Source organism: Colwellia sp. BRX8-9 (genome assembly GCF_014077245.1).
Lineage (GTDB): Bacteria > Pseudomonadota > Gammaproteobacteria > Enterobacterales > Alteromonadaceae > Colwellia_A.
Window position 1 is genome coordinate 77,313 of the sequence record NZ_JACGVN010000002.1, and the last position, 19,786, is coordinate 97,098.

Annotated in this window: 21 protein-coding genes; 15 read left to right on the forward strand and 6 right to left on the reverse strand. The window is 39.4% G+C overall.

The window, feature by feature from the left end:
* The gene (hslR, locus tag H4J70_RS02030) at nt 1-408 is read right to left on the reverse strand and encodes a ribosome-associated heat shock protein Hsp15 (RefSeq protein WP_182250558.1); all 408 of its coding nucleotides are present in this window, start codon (nt 406-408) and stop codon (nt 1-3) included.
* A gap of 232 nt (nt 409-640) precedes the next feature.
* On the opposite strand from hslR, the gene gspC reads away from it, so the two are divergent.
* The 12 genes from gspC (at nt 641) to H4J70_RS02090 (ending at nt 12,315) form a co-directional block, all read left to right on the forward strand.
* Complete coding sequence (gspC, locus tag H4J70_RS02035) at nt 641-1,594, forward strand: type II secretion system protein GspC (protein ID WP_182214722.1); 954 nt, start codon at nt 641-643, stop codon at nt 1,592-1,594.
* Nucleotides 1,595-1,704: 110 nt separating this feature from the next.
* Complete coding sequence (gene gspD / locus H4J70_RS02040) at nt 1,705-3,777, forward strand: type II secretion system secretin GspD (protein ID WP_259367711.1); 2,073 nt, start codon at nt 1,705-1,707, stop codon at nt 3,775-3,777.
* Nucleotide 3,778: 1 nt separating this feature from the next.
* The gene (gene gspE, locus H4J70_RS02045) at nt 3,779-5,335 is read left to right on the forward strand and encodes a type II secretion system ATPase GspE (RefSeq protein WP_182230060.1); all 1,557 of its coding nucleotides are present in this window, start codon (nt 3,779-3,781) and stop codon (nt 5,333-5,335) included.
* A gap of 13 nt (nt 5,336-5,348) precedes the next feature.
* Complete coding sequence (gspF, locus tag H4J70_RS02050) at nt 5,349-6,572, forward strand: type II secretion system inner membrane protein GspF (RefSeq protein ID WP_182214719.1); 1,224 nt, start codon at nt 5,349-5,351, stop codon at nt 6,570-6,572.
* A gap of 22 nt (nt 6,573-6,594) precedes the next feature.
* On the forward strand, nt 6,595-7,029 hold the full coding sequence (gene gspG, locus H4J70_RS02055) for a type II secretion system major pseudopilin GspG (RefSeq protein WP_182214818.1): 435 nt from the start codon (nt 6,595-6,597) through the stop codon (nt 7,027-7,029).
* A gap of 18 nt (nt 7,030-7,047) precedes the next feature.
* The gene (gene gspH / locus H4J70_RS02060; RefSeq protein ID WP_182221222.1) at nt 7,048-7,689 is read left to right on the forward strand and encodes a type II secretion system minor pseudopilin GspH; all 642 of its coding nucleotides are present in this window, start codon (nt 7,048-7,050) and stop codon (nt 7,687-7,689) included.
* Nucleotides 7,679-8,077 carry a type II secretion system minor pseudopilin GspI gene (gspI, locus tag H4J70_RS02065; protein WP_083277946.1) on the forward strand — a complete coding sequence of 133 codons (399 nt, stop codon included), beginning with the start codon at nt 7,679-7,681 and terminating at the stop codon, nt 8,075-8,077. Before gspH ends, gspI begins: the two co-directional genes overlap by 11 nt.
* Nucleotides 8,078-8,088: 11 nt before the next feature.
* Entirely contained in the window at nt 8,089-8,697 is a 609-nt protein-coding gene (gspJ, locus tag H4J70_RS02070; protein WP_220465911.1) for a type II secretion system minor pseudopilin GspJ, read from the forward strand.
* Nucleotides 8,698-8,739: 42 nt separating this feature from the next.
* Entirely contained in the window at nt 8,740-9,768 is a 1,029-nt protein-coding gene (gene gspK, locus H4J70_RS02075) for a type II secretion system minor pseudopilin GspK (protein ID WP_259364606.1), read from the forward strand.
* Nucleotides 9,768-11,102, forward strand: coding sequence for a type II secretion system protein GspL (gene gspL / locus H4J70_RS02080; RefSeq protein ID WP_182250559.1), 1,335 nt, complete (start codon nt 9,768-9,770; stop codon nt 11,100-11,102). The genes gspK and gspL overlap by 1 nt, the downstream gene beginning before the upstream one ends.
* Nucleotides 11,102-11,572, forward strand: coding sequence for a type II secretion system protein GspM (gspM, locus tag H4J70_RS02085; RefSeq protein ID WP_070374943.1), 471 nt, complete (start codon nt 11,102-11,104; stop codon nt 11,570-11,572). The genes gspL and gspM overlap by 1 nt, the downstream gene beginning before the upstream one ends.
* Nucleotides 11,572-12,315 carry a type II secretion system protein N gene (locus tag H4J70_RS02090; RefSeq protein ID WP_182221219.1) on the forward strand — a complete coding sequence of 248 codons (744 nt, stop codon included), beginning with the start codon at nt 11,572-11,574 and terminating at the stop codon, nt 12,313-12,315. The genes gspM and H4J70_RS02090 overlap by 1 nt, the downstream gene beginning before the upstream one ends.
* Before the next feature lie 79 nt (nt 12,316-12,394).
* Here the strand turns inward: H4J70_RS02090 and yrfG are convergent, their stop codons facing one another.
* Nucleotides 12,395-13,069, reverse strand: a complete 675-nt coding sequence (gene yrfG, locus H4J70_RS02095) for a GMP/IMP nucleotidase (protein ID WP_182214714.1) — start codon at nt 13,067-13,069, stop codon at nt 12,395-12,397.
* Between the two features lie 99 nt (nt 13,070-13,168).
* Between yrfG and nudE the strand changes: the two genes are divergently transcribed.
* Genes nudE through H4J70_RS02110 form a run of 3 tightly spaced genes read left to right on the forward strand, consistent with a single transcriptional unit; the run spans nt 13,169 to nt 15,190 of the window.
* Nucleotides 13,169-13,729 (forward strand): ADP compounds hydrolase NudE, encoded by a 561-nt coding sequence (gene nudE, locus H4J70_RS02100; protein WP_182214712.1) that lies wholly within the window; start codon nt 13,169-13,171, stop codon nt 13,727-13,729.
* Between the two features lie 29 nt (nt 13,730-13,758).
* On the forward strand, nt 13,759-14,583 hold the full coding sequence (cysQ, locus tag H4J70_RS02105; protein WP_182214710.1) for a 3'(2'),5'-bisphosphate nucleotidase CysQ: 825 nt from the start codon (nt 13,759-13,761) through the stop codon (nt 14,581-14,583).
* 28 nt (nt 14,584-14,611) lie between these two features.
* Nucleotides 14,612-15,190: a YceI family protein gene (locus tag H4J70_RS02110; protein WP_182214708.1), complete on the forward strand. Its 579-nt coding sequence runs from the start codon at nt 14,612-14,614 to the stop codon at nt 15,188-15,190.
* A 46-nt stretch (nt 15,191-15,236) separates the two neighbouring features.
* Here H4J70_RS02110 and H4J70_RS02115 read toward each other — a convergent pair whose 3' ends face one another.
* The 4 genes from H4J70_RS02115 to H4J70_RS02130 form a co-directional block, all read right to left on the reverse strand.
* The gene (locus H4J70_RS02115; protein WP_182214706.1) at nt 15,237-15,482 is read right to left on the reverse strand and encodes a YheU family protein; all 246 of its coding nucleotides are present in this window, start codon (nt 15,480-15,482) and stop codon (nt 15,237-15,239) included.
* Entirely contained in the window at nt 15,479-16,462 is a 984-nt protein-coding gene (locus tag H4J70_RS02120; RefSeq protein ID WP_182229919.1) for a hydrolase, read from the reverse strand. The genes H4J70_RS02115 and H4J70_RS02120 overlap by 4 nt, the downstream gene beginning before the upstream one ends.
* A 329-nt stretch (nt 16,463-16,791) precedes the next feature.
* Complete coding sequence (cueR, locus tag H4J70_RS02125; protein WP_182250560.1) at nt 16,792-17,202, reverse strand: Cu(I)-responsive transcriptional regulator; 411 nt, start codon at nt 17,200-17,202, stop codon at nt 16,792-16,794.
* A gap of 1 nt (nt 17,203) precedes the next feature.
* On the reverse strand, nt 17,204-19,579 hold the full coding sequence (locus tag H4J70_RS02130; RefSeq protein ID WP_182250561.1) for a heavy metal translocating P-type ATPase: 2,376 nt from the start codon (nt 19,577-19,579) through the stop codon (nt 17,204-17,206).
* Between the last annotated feature and the right edge of the window lie 207 nt (nt 19,580-19,786).

Below are 19,786 nucleotides of genomic sequence, written 5' to 3' on the forward strand. Positions count from 1 at the left end.
TTAGATCCTTTCTTTAAATTGTATTAATTGTCGACGTTGTTTCTTATCGGGTTTAGTATCACTAGCGGGGCTAAGTAAAATGCCTTGTTTACGTGCTAAGGCATTTTTTTCACGAGTGGTAATACTGTTGGGTGTTTCTTGGTAAAGAGTTTGCGCAAAACTCGCATCTCGACGTTTATCTGCCAGCGCCACAACAATAATTTCTCGTTCTTCATAACTCTGGCGTAAGACAACTTTGTCTCCTAAAGCAACGACTTTACCCGACTTTGTTCGTTGACCATTATAGAACACTTTACCACCATCAATCATTTGTTTGGCAATGGCACGTGTTTTGTAAAAACGAGCAGCCCATAACCACTTATCGAGACGGGTTGAAGTGTTTTCAGTGAGAGGTGAATTATGTTTCATCTACTTACCATCTTCCTATAAATATATGTCGCGGCGAAAATATCATAATTGCTTATAATGTCTAGTCTTTTAACTAAGTGTATCGCTGAACTGGCAATATTAGTTTGCACATAACAGCACTAAATTGTTAATAAATATTTTAATCATCATCTTACCCTTGTTGATAATGTCTAGCTCAAGTACTATCACGGTATAATAATGAAAATTAATTTAAATTTCTATAAAGATAACCATGCAATTACCTTCAAATTTTTCTAGTGTAGTCGACTTCTCTTCACAATTACCTCAGCAAAAAATAGCTAAGGTGATCAGTGTATTTTTGTTAGCTTACATCGCGTATGTTTTTGCACAAATCACTTGGCTTGTTGCGCCAAGTGGCCAATATCATGCATCTTCAAATGTTAGCGTAAAAGTAGCAATACAGAACACTGAAAAAGCTGATATCAGTTTAACAAATTTAAAAACATTGAACTTATTTGGCTTATATACAGACAGTATAGATACAATTGAAACGGTTGAAGTGGAAAGTGCACCTCAAACACAGTTACGTTTAACGCTATCAGGGGCAGTAGCAAGTGATGACAAAACTACGTCTGCGGCGGTCATTGAAAACGCTGGTAAGCAAGACACCTATAGTCCTGGTGAAACCATTACCGGAACACGTGCCGTGCTCGATAGTGTCTTTCGTGATCGAGTGCTTTTAAAGCATGCCGGAAAACTTGAAACATTGATGCTTGATGGATTTGATTACAATGAAAAAATACAACAAAACGTGGTAAATAAATCGGCAATATCTCCGGCTAAAACTCGAGAATTAAATAGTCGACTAACATCACCTAATGTCATTGATCAAAGAACAAATAAGATGTTGAGTAAAAGTGCAGAGTCATTTAAAGACGAAATTAATACCGACCCAAGTAAAATTACCGATTATTTAAAAATATCGCCAAAACGTAAAAGTGGCAAAATAGTAGGTTACAGATTGTTGCCGGGTAAAAACGCAGATTTTTTTCAAAATTCAGGGCTGAAATCTGGTGATATCGCGATTCAAATGAATGGTTATGATTTAACGGTGCCAAGCGAAGCCGCACAAGCACTTGCTGCATTAAAACAAGATAAAGAAGTATCACTATTAATCGATCGTAATGGTGAATTGAACGAAATATTATTTAGTATCGGTGGTTAATACCTTTACTGACCAAAATTGAGAATTAAGTTATGAAAAATTTTTCCTTGCGCAAGACTCTTCGCGCCCCTTGGTATAAAGGATTGTTAGCAACAGGTTTAACTGTTGTGATGATGAATACTTTATTATTTAGTGCTGATATACATGCGGCTAAGTACTCGCCAAACTTTAAAGGTACTGAAATTGACGAATTCATCAATATAGTCGGTAAAAACCTGAAAAAAACCATGATCGTTGACCCTAACGTTCGAGGTAAAGTGACATTACGTACCCAAGATCAACTTACCGAAAAACAATATTATCAAGTGTTCTTAAATGTGCTTGAAGTGTATGGTTTCTCTGCTGTTGAAATGGATAATAATGTTGTAAAAGTTATTCGTAATAAAGACGCTAAAACTTCATCAATACCGGTTGTTGGTAACGAAAACCCTGGTGTGGGTGATGAAATGGTGACTCGAGTTGTTGAAGTTAAAAATGTCACAGTACGTGAATTAACCCCTTTACTTCGTCAACTTTCAGATCAAGCCGGTGGCGGTAATGTGGTCAATTATGATCCCGCTAATGTCATCATGCTAACGGGCACTGCTGCGGTTGTTAATCGTTTAGTCAATATTATTGAGCGTGTCGACAAAGCTGGCGATCAAGATGTACAAATTATTAAACTGCAATATGCATCGGCGGCAGAAATGGTGCGTATTGTTGAAGCCATGCATAAATCTGATCAAGGAAAATCTGGTACGCCAACCTTCCTTATCCCTAAAATAGTTGCTGATGAGCGCACCAATAGTGTAATTGTTAGCGGCGAATCTCAAGCCCGTTCGCGTGTCGCTAAGTTAATTTCCCGTTTAGACAGTGAATTAGAAACCAACGGTAATACCCGTGTTTATTATTTGAAATATTCAAAAGCTGAAGACTTAGTCAAAGTACTTGAAGGGGTCAGTAAATCAATTGAAGCCGAAAACGCTGGCGCACAAACGAGTAAACAAAGCAGTAAAAAACGTAATGTCAGCATTGACGCTCATGAAGACACCAATACCTTGGTTATTACCGCTCAGCAAGACATGCTACGTTCACTTGAGGAAGTCATCCGCAAATTAGATGTTCGTCGTGCGCAAGTGCTTGTTGAAGCGATAATCGTCGAAGTTTTTGAAAGTGACGGTATTAGTTTAGGCGTGCAATGGTTCAGCGAAGATGGTGGTTTTACCCAGTTCAATAACGGTCCTGCGCCTATAAGTGCTGTAGCAGCGGCTGCTGAGGCAGCTCAATCAACACCAGGAACTAAAGGTTCTACGGTTACTTCTGAAAGTGGTGCCACAACGGTTAACCCTGATCAAGATGATATTAAAGGTGACTATTCATTAGCCGCAACCTTACTTGGCTCTGTAAGCGGTGGTATGTTTGGTATTATGAAAAATGGCTGGGGCGCAATCATACAAGCGGTGAGTAATGACACTAATTCTAATATCCTTGCTACGCCAAGTATCACTACACTCGATAATGAAGAAGCGCACTTTTTAGTTGGACAAGAAATTCCTATTCTTACTGGCTCTACTGCCGGTAGCAATAACGGTAATCCATTTCAAACCGTTGAACGCCAAGAAGTTGGTATAAAACTAACCGTTACCCCACAAGTGAATGAAGGCAGTGGTGTGCAGTTAACCATAGAGCAAGAAGTCTCTTCGGTGAGTGGTGCTACAGGGGTAGATATTTCTATCAACAAACGCGAAATTAAAACGGTAGTGATGGCCGATTCTGGCGCAACCGTGGTACTGGGTGGCTTGATTGATGAAGACGTTCAAGAAAGTGAACAAAAAGTACCTTTATTAGGTGACATACCTTTTATTGGGCACTTATTTAAATCAACAACAACCTCAACGCGTAAACGTAATTTAATGGTATTTATTCGCCCAACGATTATTCGTGATGGCAAGTTGATGAATGAAATTAGTAAAGAAAAGTATAACTATATTCGTGCGACTGAAATACGTAAGCAAGAAGAAGGTTTGTCATTAATGAGCGATGAAAAAATGCCATTGTTACCTGAATGGAATGACCAACTGACCTTACCTCCTTCATTCGATGAATACATGAAAGAAAGTCAGTCTAAAGACTCTAGCTTATTACCGCCTGTCGTTAAAAGCGAGGGTGATGACTCATCAACTTCAGACCAAAAAGACCAATAATATGGCTGATATTGAAAAGAGAGAAGACATCGACAGCGTAGTGACTTTAAATGTTGCAGGTAATGGTCAAGAGGTAGAAGAAGTAAAAGTGCAGATCAGCCGTTTGCCTTTTAATTTTGCCAAACGTCATCATGTACTCATTAGTAAAAGTAACGACCAATACACCTTACATTGCTTAGCCAATGTTAAAAGTGCGGCAGTATTAGAAGTGCGTCGGGTCTTAAAAAGCCCCTTTGCTATTGAATTTCATTCGTTAGATGAATTTGAACAGTTATTAACTATTTCATACCAACGAGACTCTTCAGAAGCTCAACAGATGATGGAAGATATTGGCAACGAAGTTGACTTGTATTCTCTCGCTGACGAGATGACAGAAACAGAAGATCTGCTAGAAAATGAAGATGATGCGCCAATCATCAAATTGATCAATGCGATGTTGAGTGAAGCAATAAAAGAAAATGCTTCTGATATTCATATTGAAACTTTTGAATTAGCGCTACAAATTCGTTTTCGTGTTGATGGCGTTTTACGTGAAGTATTAAAGCCAAATCGTAAACTTGCTTCATTATTAGTTTCTCGTATCAAGGTTATGGCAAAACTCGACATTGCTGAAAAACGCATACCACAAGATGGTCGTATTTCTTTGCGCATTGCCGGTCGTGCTGTTGATGTACGTGTTTCAACAATGCCAACGGGCCATGGTGAGCGTGTGGTACTACGTTTACTTGATAAGAACTCGGTTCGTCTCGATTTAGAAGATTTAGGCATGACACTTGCCAACCGAATAAAGTTTTCAAAACTCATCGAAAAACCCCATGGCATTATTTTAGTTACGGGTCCTACGGGATCGGGTAAAAGTACCACGCTTTATGCGGGACTGAGCCAAATTGATTCGAAAGAGCGTAACGTTTTAACGGTTGAAGATCCCATCGAGTACGCCATTGAAGGTATTGGACAAACACAAGTTAATACCAAAGTTGATATGACCTTTGCTCGCGGGTTACGGGCGATACTTCGCCAAGACCCCGATGTTGTTATGGTTGGTGAAATACGCGATTTAGAAACCGCTCAAATTGGCGTGCAAGCGAGTTTAACCGGTCACTTAGTGATGTCGACATTGCATACTAACAGTGCCGCTGGTGCCATTACTCGTATGGAAGATATGGGCGTAGAGTCGTTTCTACTCTCATCAAGTCTCTTGGGGGTCTTAGCACAACGACTTGTGAGAACATTGTGCCCGCATTGTAAAGAAAGCCATTTACCTGATGGCCCAGAGCTAAAATTACTTGAGTTACCTCAAGACAACACCCAGCATATTTATCGCGCAGTTGGTTGTAGTGAATGTAGCCAAAAGGGCTACAAAGGCCGTATGGGTATTCATGAACTTATTGTTGTCGACGATAAAGTACGCGAGCTTATTCATAATGGTAAAGGTGAGCAGGCTATTGAAAAGTTTATTCGCCAAAATACGCCAAGCATACGCCGTGACGGCTTTGATAAAGTGTTGACCGGACAAACGACACTCGAAGAAGTTTTGCGTGTTACCAAAGAAGATTAACTAGAGTTTTATTATGGCAGCTTTTGATTATCAAGCAGTAAATAGCCGTGGTAAAACGGTAAAGGGTGTTATCGAAGGTGATACACCCAGACAAGCGCGTGGCTTATTACGTGACAAAGGCTTAATGCCTACTGAAGTAACGCCAAGCTTACAAAAAACTAAGCAAGCCGCGAATAAATCACGGTTTGGTGGACGAACAAAAGTATCTGTTGCTGAACTTGCTTTAATCACACGTCAGTTGGCAACATTAGTCGAGTCGGGTTTACCGATTGAAGAATCTTTGCTTGCCGTTGGCGAACAATGTGAAAAAAACAGCATGAAAAGTATGATCATGGCGGTGCGAACAAAAGTAACCGAAGGTTATGGTTTAGCGGAGAGTATGGCCGAGTTTCCGCATGTATTTAGTCACTTATACCGAGCAATGGTTGCAGCAGGTGAAAAATCCGGTTTCTTAGATACGGTTTTAAACCGCTTAGCCGATTACACCGAGCAACGGGAACACTTACGTTCACAAATCATTCAAGCGCTTATTTATCCCGTTATTATGACGGTCGTAGCCATAGGCGTTATCGCAATACTGTTAACGGCGGTAGTCCCTAAAATTGTTGGCCAGTTTGATCACATGGGCGCAAACTTACCTGCAACGACTCAGTTTTTAATTAGTACCAGTGATTTTTTAAGAGATAATGGTTTGTATATCCTTATTTTGATTGCATTACTGATTGGTGGCTTTAATCATTTAATGAAAAAGGCCAGCTTCAAGTTTGCTTTTCATCGCAAGGTGATTAGTTTTCCAGGGCTGGGCAAAATTATTCGTGGTATTAATACCGCTCGGTTTGCTCGTACCTTAAGTATCTTAACCGCCAGTGCTGTTCCTTTGCTGGAAAGCATGAAAATATCAGGTGAAGTTTTAGAAAATTTATACATTAAGCAATGCGTTAAAGAGTCGGCCGATAAAGTGCGCGAAGGCGCGAGTTTACGAGTTTCTTTAGAGCAAACGAAATTATTTCCACCGATGATGCTTCATATGATTGCTAGTGGTGAAAAAAGTGGCAAGTTAGAACATATGCTTGGTCGATCAGCAGACAACCAAGACAGGGAGTTTGAAGCGTTGATGAATATATCGCTAAAAGCTTTTGAGCCCGCCTTGATGATCGCTATGGCAGGTATCGTTCTTTTTATAGTTATGGCTATTTTACAGCCAATTCTTCAGTTAAATACCTTAGTAGGAGGTTAATGTGCACAAAAAAATTCAACCAATGAAAGTGAAAAATAAACAACGTGGCTTTACTTTATTGGAAGTGATGGTTGTTATTGTTATTTTAGGTTTGTTAGGCAGTGTTGTTGTTCAAAACTTGATGGGCAATATGGATACCGCAAAACTTCAAAAATCAGTACAAGATATTAATGCATTAGAAACGTCGTTAAGTATGTACAAAATGGATAACTATAACTACCCAACGACTGAACAAGGCTTAGAAGCTTTAGTTGAAGAAACTGACGTTGAACCTTTACCGCGTCGTTTTCCAAACGGGGGGTATGTTAAACGTTTACCTGACGATCCTTGGGGCAACGCCTATCAACTATTAAATCCAGGCGAAAATGGTGATATTGATATTTTTACCATGGGACCCGACGGTGAACCTGGTACAGAAGACGATATTGGCAACTGGAACCTTGGCGACTACCAGTAGTTTTGGTGAACTCTTAATATGAAGCATTATTCCAAAAACAGCACAGTAGTTAACGGTTTCACTTTAATTGAAGTGATGTTGGTTATTGTGCTGGTGGGTTTAATGGTTTCGGTCGTTCAGTTTAGTGCTTCAGGTGATAAAGCCGAAGAAACACTTGAACTCTCGAGTAAACGTTTTGCTGGCGTTTTTAATATTGCTGCTGAATATGGCATGCTAAATAATATTGAATTAGGCTTAGTTATTGGCAAAAAAGGTTATCAGTTTTTAGGGTACGACGGTATAACGTGGTCGGATATCTCTGATAATGAATTATTCAGTCGCTATAAATTACCTGAAGGTGTTGAGTTGATTTTACAACTTGATGACTTGCCAATTGAAGAACCACAATTATTTGATACTGAAGTATTTAATGAGTTGCAAGCGGCTAATAAAGAGAACGACTTAGATGAAGACGTAGCTAAAGATGATGACGGTAATAATATAGAAAAAAAAATACTTATTCCCCAAATTTACATACTCTCAGGCGGTGAAATAACACCGTTTAGTCTGCGTTTTCAATTCGTTAAAAATAATTACACTGAAGCAAAGCTTTATTTTAAGGCGACCGGCTTATACACCACACCGATAACCGTTGAAGGGCCACTCTTTGATGATGAATAAGGTGAAACGGGTCATTAAAACGGCTTCATTAGGCTTCACTTTAATTGAAGTCATGTTAGCGATGGCTATTTTTTCAATCGCGGGTATTGCGTTGTTAAGTGCAGCAGACAATAACTTTAAGAATTTAAGTCATTTAGAAAATAAAGTATTAGCCAATTGGGTGGCCTCAAATCAATTAGTTGCGATGACATTAGACCCAACATGGCCACCAAAAAACAATAAAAAAGGCACCGTAGAAATGGCTGGCCAAGAATGGTTTTGGCTACAAAAAGTGCTTAAAACAGAAAATAAGAATATGCGTGCTATAACGATTGAAATTCGTAATAAAGAAGATGAAAAGTTAGCGATCACTAGTATGGTTACCTATATCTCAAAGAGCCAGCCGTAGTGAAGATTTGCTTGAATAAGCCAACGAATAATGGCTTTACCTTGTTAGAAGTTTTAATAGCTATCGCTATTTTTTCAATGATCAGCATGAGTAGTTTCACTATTTTTAATACGGTATTAAAAGGTAATGAGTCATCTAAAATTCGTACCGAACGCGTTAATGAATTACAGCGAGGCTTTTTACTTATCGAGCGTGATTTACTGCAAATTGCTAAACGCAGTATTCGATTAAATGGCGAAGCTCCCCAGCAAGATTTTTTATATACTGACAGCAATAGTTTTTCAAATGGCGAAAGTACCTTAGCTTTTGTTCGCAACGGATGGACAAATCCAGGTCTACTATTACCGCGTAGCAATATGCAATCAGTCGCTTATCAATTAAATGAGGGAACCTTTGAGCGACTTCATTTTAATTTTGTTGACGCTATCCAAGGGCAAGAGCCTAAAAGAAGAAAGTTAATCACCGAGATTGAAGCGCTAAATTTTGAGTTTTTTTATGACAAAAAATGGCAAAAACAAATTATAAATAAAAGTTTACCTCGAGCGATTGCTGTTGAGCTAATAACTAAAGATTATGGGCTTATAAGACGAGAATTTTTAGTGGCGGGTGATGATGTCTAAATTTAAAGCCTACGTATTGTGCTGTTCGTTATGGGAGGTCTAATGAAGAACTCTCAGTGCCGTACTGATATGAGTAAGTCGACCGCTAAAAAAGTGACCGGTGTGGCGTTAATTACTGTTTTGCTTATCGTCGCGTTAGCCGCCGTATTAGCCACACAGATGACTGCGCGCTTGCAGTTGCAGATGCAACGTACTAATAATGTTACGCTAAATCAGCAGGCTTATTGGTATGCGATGGGCGCAGAAGCGTTTGCAAAAAGAATATTAATCAATGTTTTTAAAGATGAAAAAGACGTAACGCATTTAGAACAAATTTGGGCTCAAGGCGAAACAAGTTATCCTGTTGACTTTGGACAAATTACCGGCGAAATTTTTGATATGCAAGCCTGTTTTAATTTAAATGCTTTAAGGCCTGATGATAATGCTACTCCTACGGGCACTCAAAGGCGCCCAATAGAAGACGCTTTCCAAAAATTAATTATGTCGCTTAATGTTGAAGGTGTTAGTCAGTTTGATGCTGAATACATGACCGATGCATTGGTTGACTGGCTTGATCAAAACAGCGCTATAGCCAGTGCTGGTGGTGCTGAAGATAATGATTACTCTGCAAAAGAGTTTCCTTATTTACCCGCTAATTATTATTTGGCCAGTATTACCGAACTACGCTTAATTGAACACTTTACTGTGCCGGTTATTAATAAATTAAAAGAGTATGCTTGCGTAATACCTAATAATAATCTTCATAAAATGAATATAAACACCATAAGAAGCGACCAACCTGAATTGTTGGAGGCTTTTTTAGGTATTCCTTTAGCGGATGCAGAAAATGCCTTGGCTAGCCGAGAGGGTGCTGGTTTTAAAACACGAGATGAGTTTTTTAATTTAGCCGATATATCAAAACATACAAAAATAACCAATGATCAAAAAGAGCAGTTCGATGTTGTTAGCCATTATTTTAAACTAAAAAGTATCGCTAGTTTTAATGACAGCTACTTCGCGTTGAGCACTTTAATGAAAGTTGAAAGCAATAATAATATCTCCGTAGTGAGTCGTACCATAGGACGAGAGTAATGACCGAAAAGTTATATATCCGATTAGGTACTAACGCAAAAGACGTAGTGCACTGGGTAATATTTAGTGACGATCAAGAAGGCATCATTGCCAGTGGTGAACTCCCCAATGCCAATGCGTTAGAGCAATTAGCTGAGAAAGCCAAACAACGTGAAGTCATTACGTTTGTGCCAGCCAGTGATATCAGTTTGAAAAGTTTAACGGTACCCAGTAAATCTTCAAAAGCGATGCGCTTAGCTGTGCCGTATATGCTTGAAGATGAATTAGCACAAGATGTTGAAGAGTTATTTTTCGCTTATAGTGATATCAAAATTGTCGGTAGTGCGCACAATTGCTTTGTTGCAATTATCGAATCTGCTCAGTTGGCATTATGGCAAGGGTGGTTAAAAAGTGCAGATATTACCTGTAAAAAAATCATCCCAGATGTACTTGCAATGCCACTGACTAATGAAGTCAATGTTGGTAGTGCAATTGTCTTAGGTGAGCAAATACTGATACGCCAAGGACAATGGCAAGGGATCACCATAGACAGCAACACTTGGCCGTTAATTAGTCAGTCACTTAGTGGTACTCAAACAGTAGAGAAAATTAGCAGTGAGCAAAAATCAGTAGCGGACAATGATAGCAATAATGACGTACCCAACAGTTTCTCATTAAATGCTTATTCAATATTACCTGAAACCATCGCTAAACTGACCATCAATGCGATGCCAGAAGAGCTGCCTTTGGCGTTATTAGCCGCTACATATAATCATGAAAAAGCGGGTAAGTTCAATTTACTACAGGGTGACTTCAAAGTTAAAGAACAGCGCTCACCCGTGCTAAAAAGTTGGTTTTTGGCCGCAGGTATTGCCATGTTCGCTTTATTGCTTAATGTCGGTATTAAAGGTGCCGAATTAATACAGCTTCATAGTCAACAGGCTGAAATTGAACAGCAAATCATTAGTACCTATAAAAAGGTTTTTCCAAAAACTAAGCGAGTCCGAGTCTCAACTATTCGCTCCCAACTTAAGCAGAAACTCAAAGAAGTAGGAGGGGCTAGTGGAGAAAGTGGCTTTTTAGCTATCTTAACTCAAGTGCAACCAGCGTTAGCTTTAGTGCCTGAAATAAAACCCCAAACGTTGAAGTTTGATGGTAAGCGCAACGAGATTCGTATGCAGGCAATTGCCAGTGATTATCAGTATTTTGATAAGTTAAAAATCGCTCTTGAAGAGAGTAATCTGACGGTATCTATGGGCGCGCAAAATAATCAAGGTGATCAAATTTCTGGCTCATTCAGCATAACCAGTAATGATGATAATCAGCAATCAACAAACACAAGTAAGGGGCGATAATGAAAACGTGGTGGCAACAATTAAAAAGCTCTGAGCAACGACTCGTTGCTATGATGAGCTTTGTTGTAGTGCTGTTTTTATTTTACAGCGCAGTGTGGCAACCATTGGTTACTAATACTGATAAAACTCAACAAAAAATCATGCGCCAACAAGCGCTTTATACCTGGGTGCAAGAAAATACCCTGCGCTATCAACAGTCACAAAAAAGAGTGGCATCATCAGCCAGCAATGCCAGCCTTTCTAGTATTGTTAACAGCAGTGCCGGTCGTAATAATATTTCGATAGCTCGCTTGCAACCTCAAGGTGAAGACTTACAAGTATGGATTGATGAAGTCCCCTTTACACAGTTACTTAGTTGGCTTGAATTTTTAGCCAATAATGAAGGTTTATTAGTGAAAAGTATTGATTTAAGTAAAGCCGATCGCAACGGTGTTGTTAGAGTTCGTCGCTTACAATTAGGAAAAGGTTAATGAAAAAGTGGTTTGCTTACGGAGCAATGTTCTTTAGTTTATATTTGATTTTTTTAATTGCAACTATGCCTGCAGCTTGGGTGGTTAGCTTTATTAATTTACCAAAAAACAGCCAAGTATCTCAACTTTCTGGCACAGTGTGGCAAAGTTATGCAAAACAAGTCCGCATTGATAATGTCGACATTAACAATGTCAGTAGTGAGTTAAGTTTCCTCTCATTATTGATGCTTGACCCGACAATTAAGTTAACTTTTGGCGGTGCCTTAGTCAGTGGACCAGAAGGTAGGTTGACAGCAAGCCAATTGCTTAAGCAGATAAAAATTACTAATCTTGATATCACAGTAGCTGCACAACAAATTACGGAAAAGCTTAATCTAGCTATCCCGATGCAAGCCCACAACCTTATTGAACTCAGTGTTGATGAATTTATACTCGGCAAGCCTGTATGTCAGCAAATGAAGGGCTTAATAAAATGGAACAAGGCAGCTATCACCGCATTATCAGAAAAAGCAAATTTAGGTACGTTATCTGCTGAGTTGGCTTGTGAAAAAGGGGCGCTTGCGTTTATCATTGCCCCTGAAAACGATCTTGGACTCACGTTTACCGCTTATCTGCATAATACCAATAGAGCTTCTGGAAATGGTTATTTAAAGCCAGGTGCGAACTTCCCTGAAAAATTAAAGCCACTGCTGTCCTTTATTGGCAAAGCTGATAACCAAGGGCGCTATCGATTGAATTTTTAAGCCATTTAATACGGTGATTAATCGTTACTTAGGCTAAACCTATTTCATCCTGGCTTTACGTCAGGATGAATAATAGCCATTACTTAATGGGATATTTCTTTATTTCATCAATTAATGTTCTAAAGTCTGATGTAGATGGGTAATCGTTAACAATATGTGGCGTTTTCTGACTATCTGGGTTTTCAACCGCTAATAAATGTTCAAAACCATAGCGTTGAGCCGATGCTAAAATATTGATACTATCATCAACAAACAAAGTATTCTCTAGGCTAAAACCTTGTTTCTCTTGAAGACGTTGCCATAATAATTGTGATTCTTTGGTAACACCAAATTCATGCGTAGAATATAAAACATCAAAATATTTATCGAGTTGCGTGCGTTCAATCTTAAGCAACAAGCTATCTGGGTGAGCATTAGTAACCAGTATTATTTCTCGTCCACTCTCTCGTAGTGCCACCATAAAATCATGAGCATCATCGCGTAAGTTAATTAAGTGTTGTACTTCACGTTTTAATGCTTGAATCGGTAATTGGGTTTGTTCAGCCCAGTAGTCTAAACAGTACCAGTCAATGGTCCCAGCAACTCTTTCATAGTGGCTTGCTAAGTTTTCTTTTGCTTGCTCAAGTGAAATCTTTGCATGCTCACTGTAACGTAGTGGTAAATGATGGAGCCAGAAATGGTTGTCAAAATGTAAATCTAAAATCGTTCCATCCATATCTAAAAGTACGGTAGAAATTTTTGACCAATTAAGCATATTATTTTTCCTAAGAGCGATTAATTATTAATTATATCTAAAGTTAACGTGCTATTCTAAAACTATATTATTAATATTTTACTCTTAGGTTTAGCTACCATGAGCAATAGTTTAACACTTCCCAAAGTCACTCAACGTAAGCAAGTTGCCAAGAGTCGCTTGTTTGCTATAGAACAAGTAGATCTCACCTTCAGTAACGGCGTAGAGCGAGAATATGAACGCATGCAAGGCTACGGTCGAGGCGCTGTATTAATTGTACCTATGTTAGACGATGAAACGTTTTTATTAGTACGCGAGTATTGTGCTGGCACCCATACATATGAGCTTGGCTTCCCGAAAGGACTTATTGATGAAGGCGAAAGTGCAGAGCATGCTGCTAATCGTGAGTTAAAAGAAGAAGTCGGCTATGGGGCGAATAAATTCACCCATGTGCATCGAGTCGCAACAGCACCGGCTTTTTTCTCTGCCTCAATGGAAATATTTCTTGCTGAAAGTTTATATGCAGAAAAACTCCCCGGTGATGAACCTGAAGAGCTAGAAGTTGTCTCATGGAAACTTGCCGACTATCAATCATTACTTGCCCAACCTGACTTTAATGAAGCAAGAAGCATAGCTGCTCTAATGCTGGTAAAAGATTTAGTTAAGAATATTTTAAAATAACACTCAAAAGAAAAAGTAAGTGAAGATTAATGAACAATGAAACGTTACTCGCCATCGCGATAGAAAGTGCAAAAAAAGCAGGCCTAGAAGTTACTAAGCATTACAAGTCGGGCAATTACACGTCAGAAATTAAAGAAGATAATAGCCCCGTTACTAGTGCTGACTATGCGGCTAACGATGTATTGATGCAAGAGCTGTCACGCTTGGCACCTGGCATTCCTATTATTTCTGAAGAAGTTGGTGCATTAGCGCTTAATCAAAGAAAAAATTGGTCACGATATTGGCTACTCGACCCTATTGATGGGACAGGTGAGTTTATTAAAGGCAGTGGCGATTTTGCTGTTAATGTCGCTTTGGTGGAAAATGGCTGGCCAAGTATTGGTGTTATTCACGCACCAGATCACCAACTTACCTACTATGGACAAAATAAGCTTGGCGCTTTTAAAGAAAGCCATACCGGTAGCCAGCAAATTCATGTCGCTAAATATGATGGCAAACGAAAAATCAAAGTGGCGGTAAGCCGCCGACAAGAGCTCAGCCTAATGGGGCAATACCTTAACAACGAAAACTTTGCTTTTGAATATGTGGCATTAGGCAGTTGCTCACTGAAAAACTGTCTAATTGCTGAAGGTGGTGCAGATTGTTACTTACGTATTGGTCCTACAGGTGAGTGGGATACAGGAGCGAGTCATTGTATTATCGAACAAGCGGGAGGCTCAATAATTGATAGTGAGTTTTTACCGTTAACTTATAATCAACGGGAAGGATTAATGAATCCTGACTTTATGACTTTAGGTGCGAGTAATATTCCGTGGCAAAGTATTGTGACCCCTCATCGAGCGCGACGCTCTTAATTTTTATTTTATTTTCAAAGGACCTATTATGCGTATTATATCTACTTTTATTTTAAGCCTTTCACTCCTGCTTACGGCACCAGCCTATAGTGCTTGGCAGTTGGACTCTAAAAATTCATCGTTAACTTTTGTGTCGATTAAAAAAGGCACTGTGGCTGAAAGTCATAGCTTTAAAGAATTTACGGGTGTTATCAACAATAGCGGCCTGGCAAATGTGACCATTGACCTAAGCAGTGTTGACACCAATATTGCGATACGTGATCAAAGAATGGCGGAGTTTCTCTTTGAAACAGCAACTTTTGCACAAGCGAGCTTTAGTGCGCAACTTAATCGTGTAGATATTGATGCGATAACTATCGGTTCAAGTCAGAAAATGTCACTTACGGGTAGCCTGAATTTACATGGTCACCAGCAAGAACTTACATTGAATGTTATGGTGGCTAAGCTATCAGCAAATCATATGTTAGTGAGCACCTTAAAGCCGGCTATCATTAAGGCCGAAGACTTTGCTTTAGTGGCAGGCATTAATAAATTAAAATCATTAGCAAATCTACCAAGCATTGCTTATGCCGTGCCGGTAAGTTTTGTATTAGCTTTCACTCAATAGCAAATGAGAAACGAACATCCATAGGGTGTTCGTTGTTATAAAATAACTATTGCGTTTGTTCTTGTTCGTTTTGTTGTTGTTCAAACTGATCAATGGGTAAAATATTTACCGTATCATGAAGCTCTGAATAAACTAAAAACGCACTACCATCAGCAAGTTGTATTTTTACTTGCGCCACTTTTTCGGACAAAGACACATCGTCCGCACCATATTCGGTACCTTCACGTAAAACAAACTCTCGAATAATACCTGTTAACGTATCGGGTTGTAGATCTTTGTAGGGGATTATCATAGGTAGCTCTCTAAAAAATTTGGAACACGATGTTCTAGCCAAAACTTTGGTCTTAAGGGATTATTACCATTGATAAAGCCAACATGCCCCCCTTTTTTACTGACCTCAAAACATATGTTACTGGGAATACTGCTAATATCACGGGTATTTTCATCACATAAGAAAGGGTCGTCATTTGAATGAATAATTAAGCAGGGTTGTTTAATTTTATCCAAAATAAAACGTCCACTCGCCTGATGATAATAATCTTCAGCGCTCTCAAAACCGTTAATAGGGGCTGTCACCAGTTGATCGAATTGCCAAATGGTCTTAATTTCATCGAGCTTATGGGCCAGTCTTTGCGATAGCGGAGCAGAGAGTAGATTACTGTCCATTTTATCCTTAATACTGTCTTTGAGCATGCCCACTAGATATTTCTGATATATACGCGAAAAGCCTTTGTTAATCCGCTTGCTACAACTGGCCAAATGTAAAGGGGCACAAATGATTGCAGCGGCTTGATAAGGATTATTAGGTTCTTTTGCTAAATAACGCGCTAGTACATTACCCCCTAAAGAAAAGCCAATAATTGTCATTGGAAGCTGTGGATATTTTTTCTTTAAAAATTGCGTTAAATAACTAATATCATCAGTATCGCCACTATGATACGAACGTGCTTTTCTATTGACTCGTCCACTACAGCCCCTAAAATGCATTAGCACTCCGATCCACTGTTTATCTTTAATAGCCGATAACATTCCTTTAGCATAATGACTGTTAACTGAACCTTCTAAACCATGAAGAACAACCACTAAAGGACGAGTTTCATTAGGTTTAGGTTTATCGGTCCATGCTAAATCAATAAAGTCGCCATCAGGTAACTCCACTGTTTCATTGCAAGTTTCTAGCTGTTTTCTAGATCTTAAAAATTTTGCAATAATAGTTTGGCAATGAGGATTGTGTAGCCACCAAGCTGGAGTGAATTGACTTTGAGTAAACATTTAAAGTTATAGTGGTCTGTTGTGGTTTATCAGTTTTATTATTGTATGTGAATTGAAAATAAATAGATATTTTTAGGCTAAAAAAAAGCTTACAAGGCTAAACGCCATCATAAACTTGTTGTCTTATATTCGTTGATTAATGAGTATACCTTTTCATCATTTTCTTCACGTGATTTGTTTTGACGCTCAATTACATTGAGCGTAGAGGAAGATTGATTAATAGATAAGTTAATAAGCACACCTCAGTATTTAAGATTAATTGTGCAGATAATGCATGACAATCAACATAGACAAGTGCTGTTAGTATAACAAAAAACAATTATCCTTCGTTATTCAGATGAAAGTTGAGCTAAACCTTCTAAAATAGGGCAGTCAGGGTTATCGTCACCATCACATTGATCAGCTAGTTTTTGTAATATTGTTCTCATTTGCTCTAGCTCCAATATTTTTTCATTTATCTCCTGCAAATGACTCAGCGCTAGTTGCTTCACGTGTCGACTTTCTCTATCAGTATCGAGCCAGAACTTGAGCAGTGACTGAATCTCAATCATGGAAAAACCTAAGTTTCTCGAACGACGGATGAATCCCAATTGTTGTATGTGTGCTTGGTTATAAAGTCGATAACCTGCATCTGTGCGACTCGTTTTTTTTAATACGCCAATTTCTTCATAGTATCGGATCATTTTGGCCGACACCCCTGTTAAGTTAGAGGCTTTACCTATGGTGACAAGTTTCGCCATGTTATTTCTCCTTAAGAGTCCAACGTTGCAATAACAATGCGTTACTGACGACAAATAAGCTACTAAATGCCATCGCAGCTCCGGCAATAATAGGGTCAAGATAACCAAAGGCTGCTAGTGGAATTCCCACAGCATTAAAGATAAATGCCCAAAACAGGTTTTGCTGTATTTTACGATAAGTTAGCCTTGCAATGATCAATGCCGTGGGTACTAGGCTTGGTTTACTGCGCATTAACGTGAAAGAAGCTGCGCTAACGGCAACATCAGTACCAGACGCCATTGCCATACCTAAATCTGCTTGGGCTAGCGCTGGCGCATCATTAATGCCATCACCAACCATAGCAACCTGATAACCTTGCTCTTGATATTGCAGAATATATTTTGCTTTATCTGCAGGCAACACCTCAGCTTTAAAATCGTCTAACTGTAATTCTGTCGCTACCGATGTTGCACTCGCTTGATTGTCACCAGTAAGCATAGCTACCTTTATACCTTGTTGTTGCAATAACTTCACAGCCTGCAGCGCATCAGACTTCAATTTATCACTAAAACAAAACAGCCCAAGTAATGTGATCTTATCTTGCTGCTGACTAGCCAACCAAGAAACAGAGGCACCTGGTATTTTTATTTGTTCGGTTGGCAGTGTTACCCCTAACTCTTGCATCCAATGACTACTGCCCATCAAGACTAAATTGTCACCAATGTTGCCTTTGACACCATAACCCGCGACAACTTGAAATTCCGCGACAGGTATTGGTTGTGTTTCGCTGGCTAATGCTTTTTCAACCACAGCTTTGCCTAGTGGGTGCTCACTATTTATTTGTAAGGAATAGGCCAGCTGCAATACGGTTTCTTCACTACCACTGATGACCCTCATCTCATTTACAACAGGTTTGCCTTGGGTCAAGGTGCCTGTTTTATCAAATACCACTAAATTTATTTCTTTTGCTTGCTCTAACGCCACTGCATCTTTAACCAATACGCCTAATCTGGCAGCGGTTCCTGTACCTGCCATTATGGCTGCTGGAGTTGCTAAACCAAGTGCACATGGACAGGCAATCACTAAAACGGCTACCGCATTGAGAATGCCATTGGTCCAGTCATCAAATACTAAACCCAACACCAATAAGGTGGTAAGTGCGACCAATAACACCACAGGAATGAAGATACTACTGACTTTATCTACTATTGCTTGTACGGGAGCTTTTGCACCTTGGGCTTGCTCTACTAATTCAATGATTTTAGATAAAGTAGATTCGCTACCAACATTCGTGGCACGGATCTCCAAAATACCGTCCAAATTAAGTGAGCCACCCGTGACAACGTCACCTTCTTTTTTACTTAACGGAATTGATTCACCACTAATTAACGCCTCATCCAGATGACTCTGGCCCTGCAAAATTTCACCGTCAACAGGGATGCTTTCGCCCGGTATTACTTTAACTTTTTCACCGGATTTTACTGATGAAGCGGCCACTTTTTGCCATTTACCTAAGCGCTGCACTGTTGCCTCAACAGGTTTCAAATTTTCCAATGCTCTAAGTGCATCAGTTGTTCGGCGTTTTGCTTTGTGTTCTAAATATTTACCCAGCAGAACCAAGGTGATTACTGCGCTACTACTTTCAAAATACAAGTGCGGCATGCCATGAGCGCTATTAAAGCTCCACCACAAATACAAAGATAGTCCGTAGGCTGCACTGGTACCTATGGAGACAAGAAGATCCATGTTGCCCATGCCAGCTTTTAATGCTCCCCAGCCTGCACGATAAAAGCGAGCGCCAAAATAGAACTGTACTGGCGTAGCTAATAGCCATTGCAAAACTGGCGGTAACATCCACTGTTGGGAAAACAACATGCCTAACATGGGTAACACCAGTGGCAAGGTAAGTAGGCCTGCTCCCAATACGGGCCACCATGCTTTAGTATAAAAAGGCTGATGTTGGCTGGGCTTTTCTATCACGCTGTCATTGTTCAACGGGATAAAAAGGTAACCGGCTTGTGTCACGGCTTGGGCTAGTTGTTCATCTGTTACAAAGGATAAAGTTTTTACTTGTACGTGCTCGGTGGCTAAATTGACCGATGCATCGGCCACACCGGTTACTTTTAACAATGCCTGTTCGACCCGCGTCACACAAGAGGAGCAACTCATCTTTCCAATACCAAATTGCTTTACCTTCACGGGTACTTGATAACCAGCCTCAATAACAGCGGTAATTAATTCACTATGACTGGCAGTGCCTTGAATAGTAGCCGTATCTGTAGCTAGGTTAACGGTAACATCTGTCACGCCAACCACTTTGTGTAAGGCCTTTTCAACACGACCGACACATGAAGCACAGGTCATACCGTCAATTTTGAATTGTGTAGTTGTATTCATAAGCTTCTCATCTTAATTGAATTGTAGAACTAAGTTGAGGTTAAAGCTTACCACGGTAGTAGGGTCAACTGTTTTAGTATAAAAAGTGTTATAAGTAACAATTTATAATTTAACGGTGAACACCGTATTTTAAGGAGGAGTACAACAATCTTAATGACTGCTTTTTTAGATGAGCGATACCTGAGGTTAAATCTTTAATGTCTATAT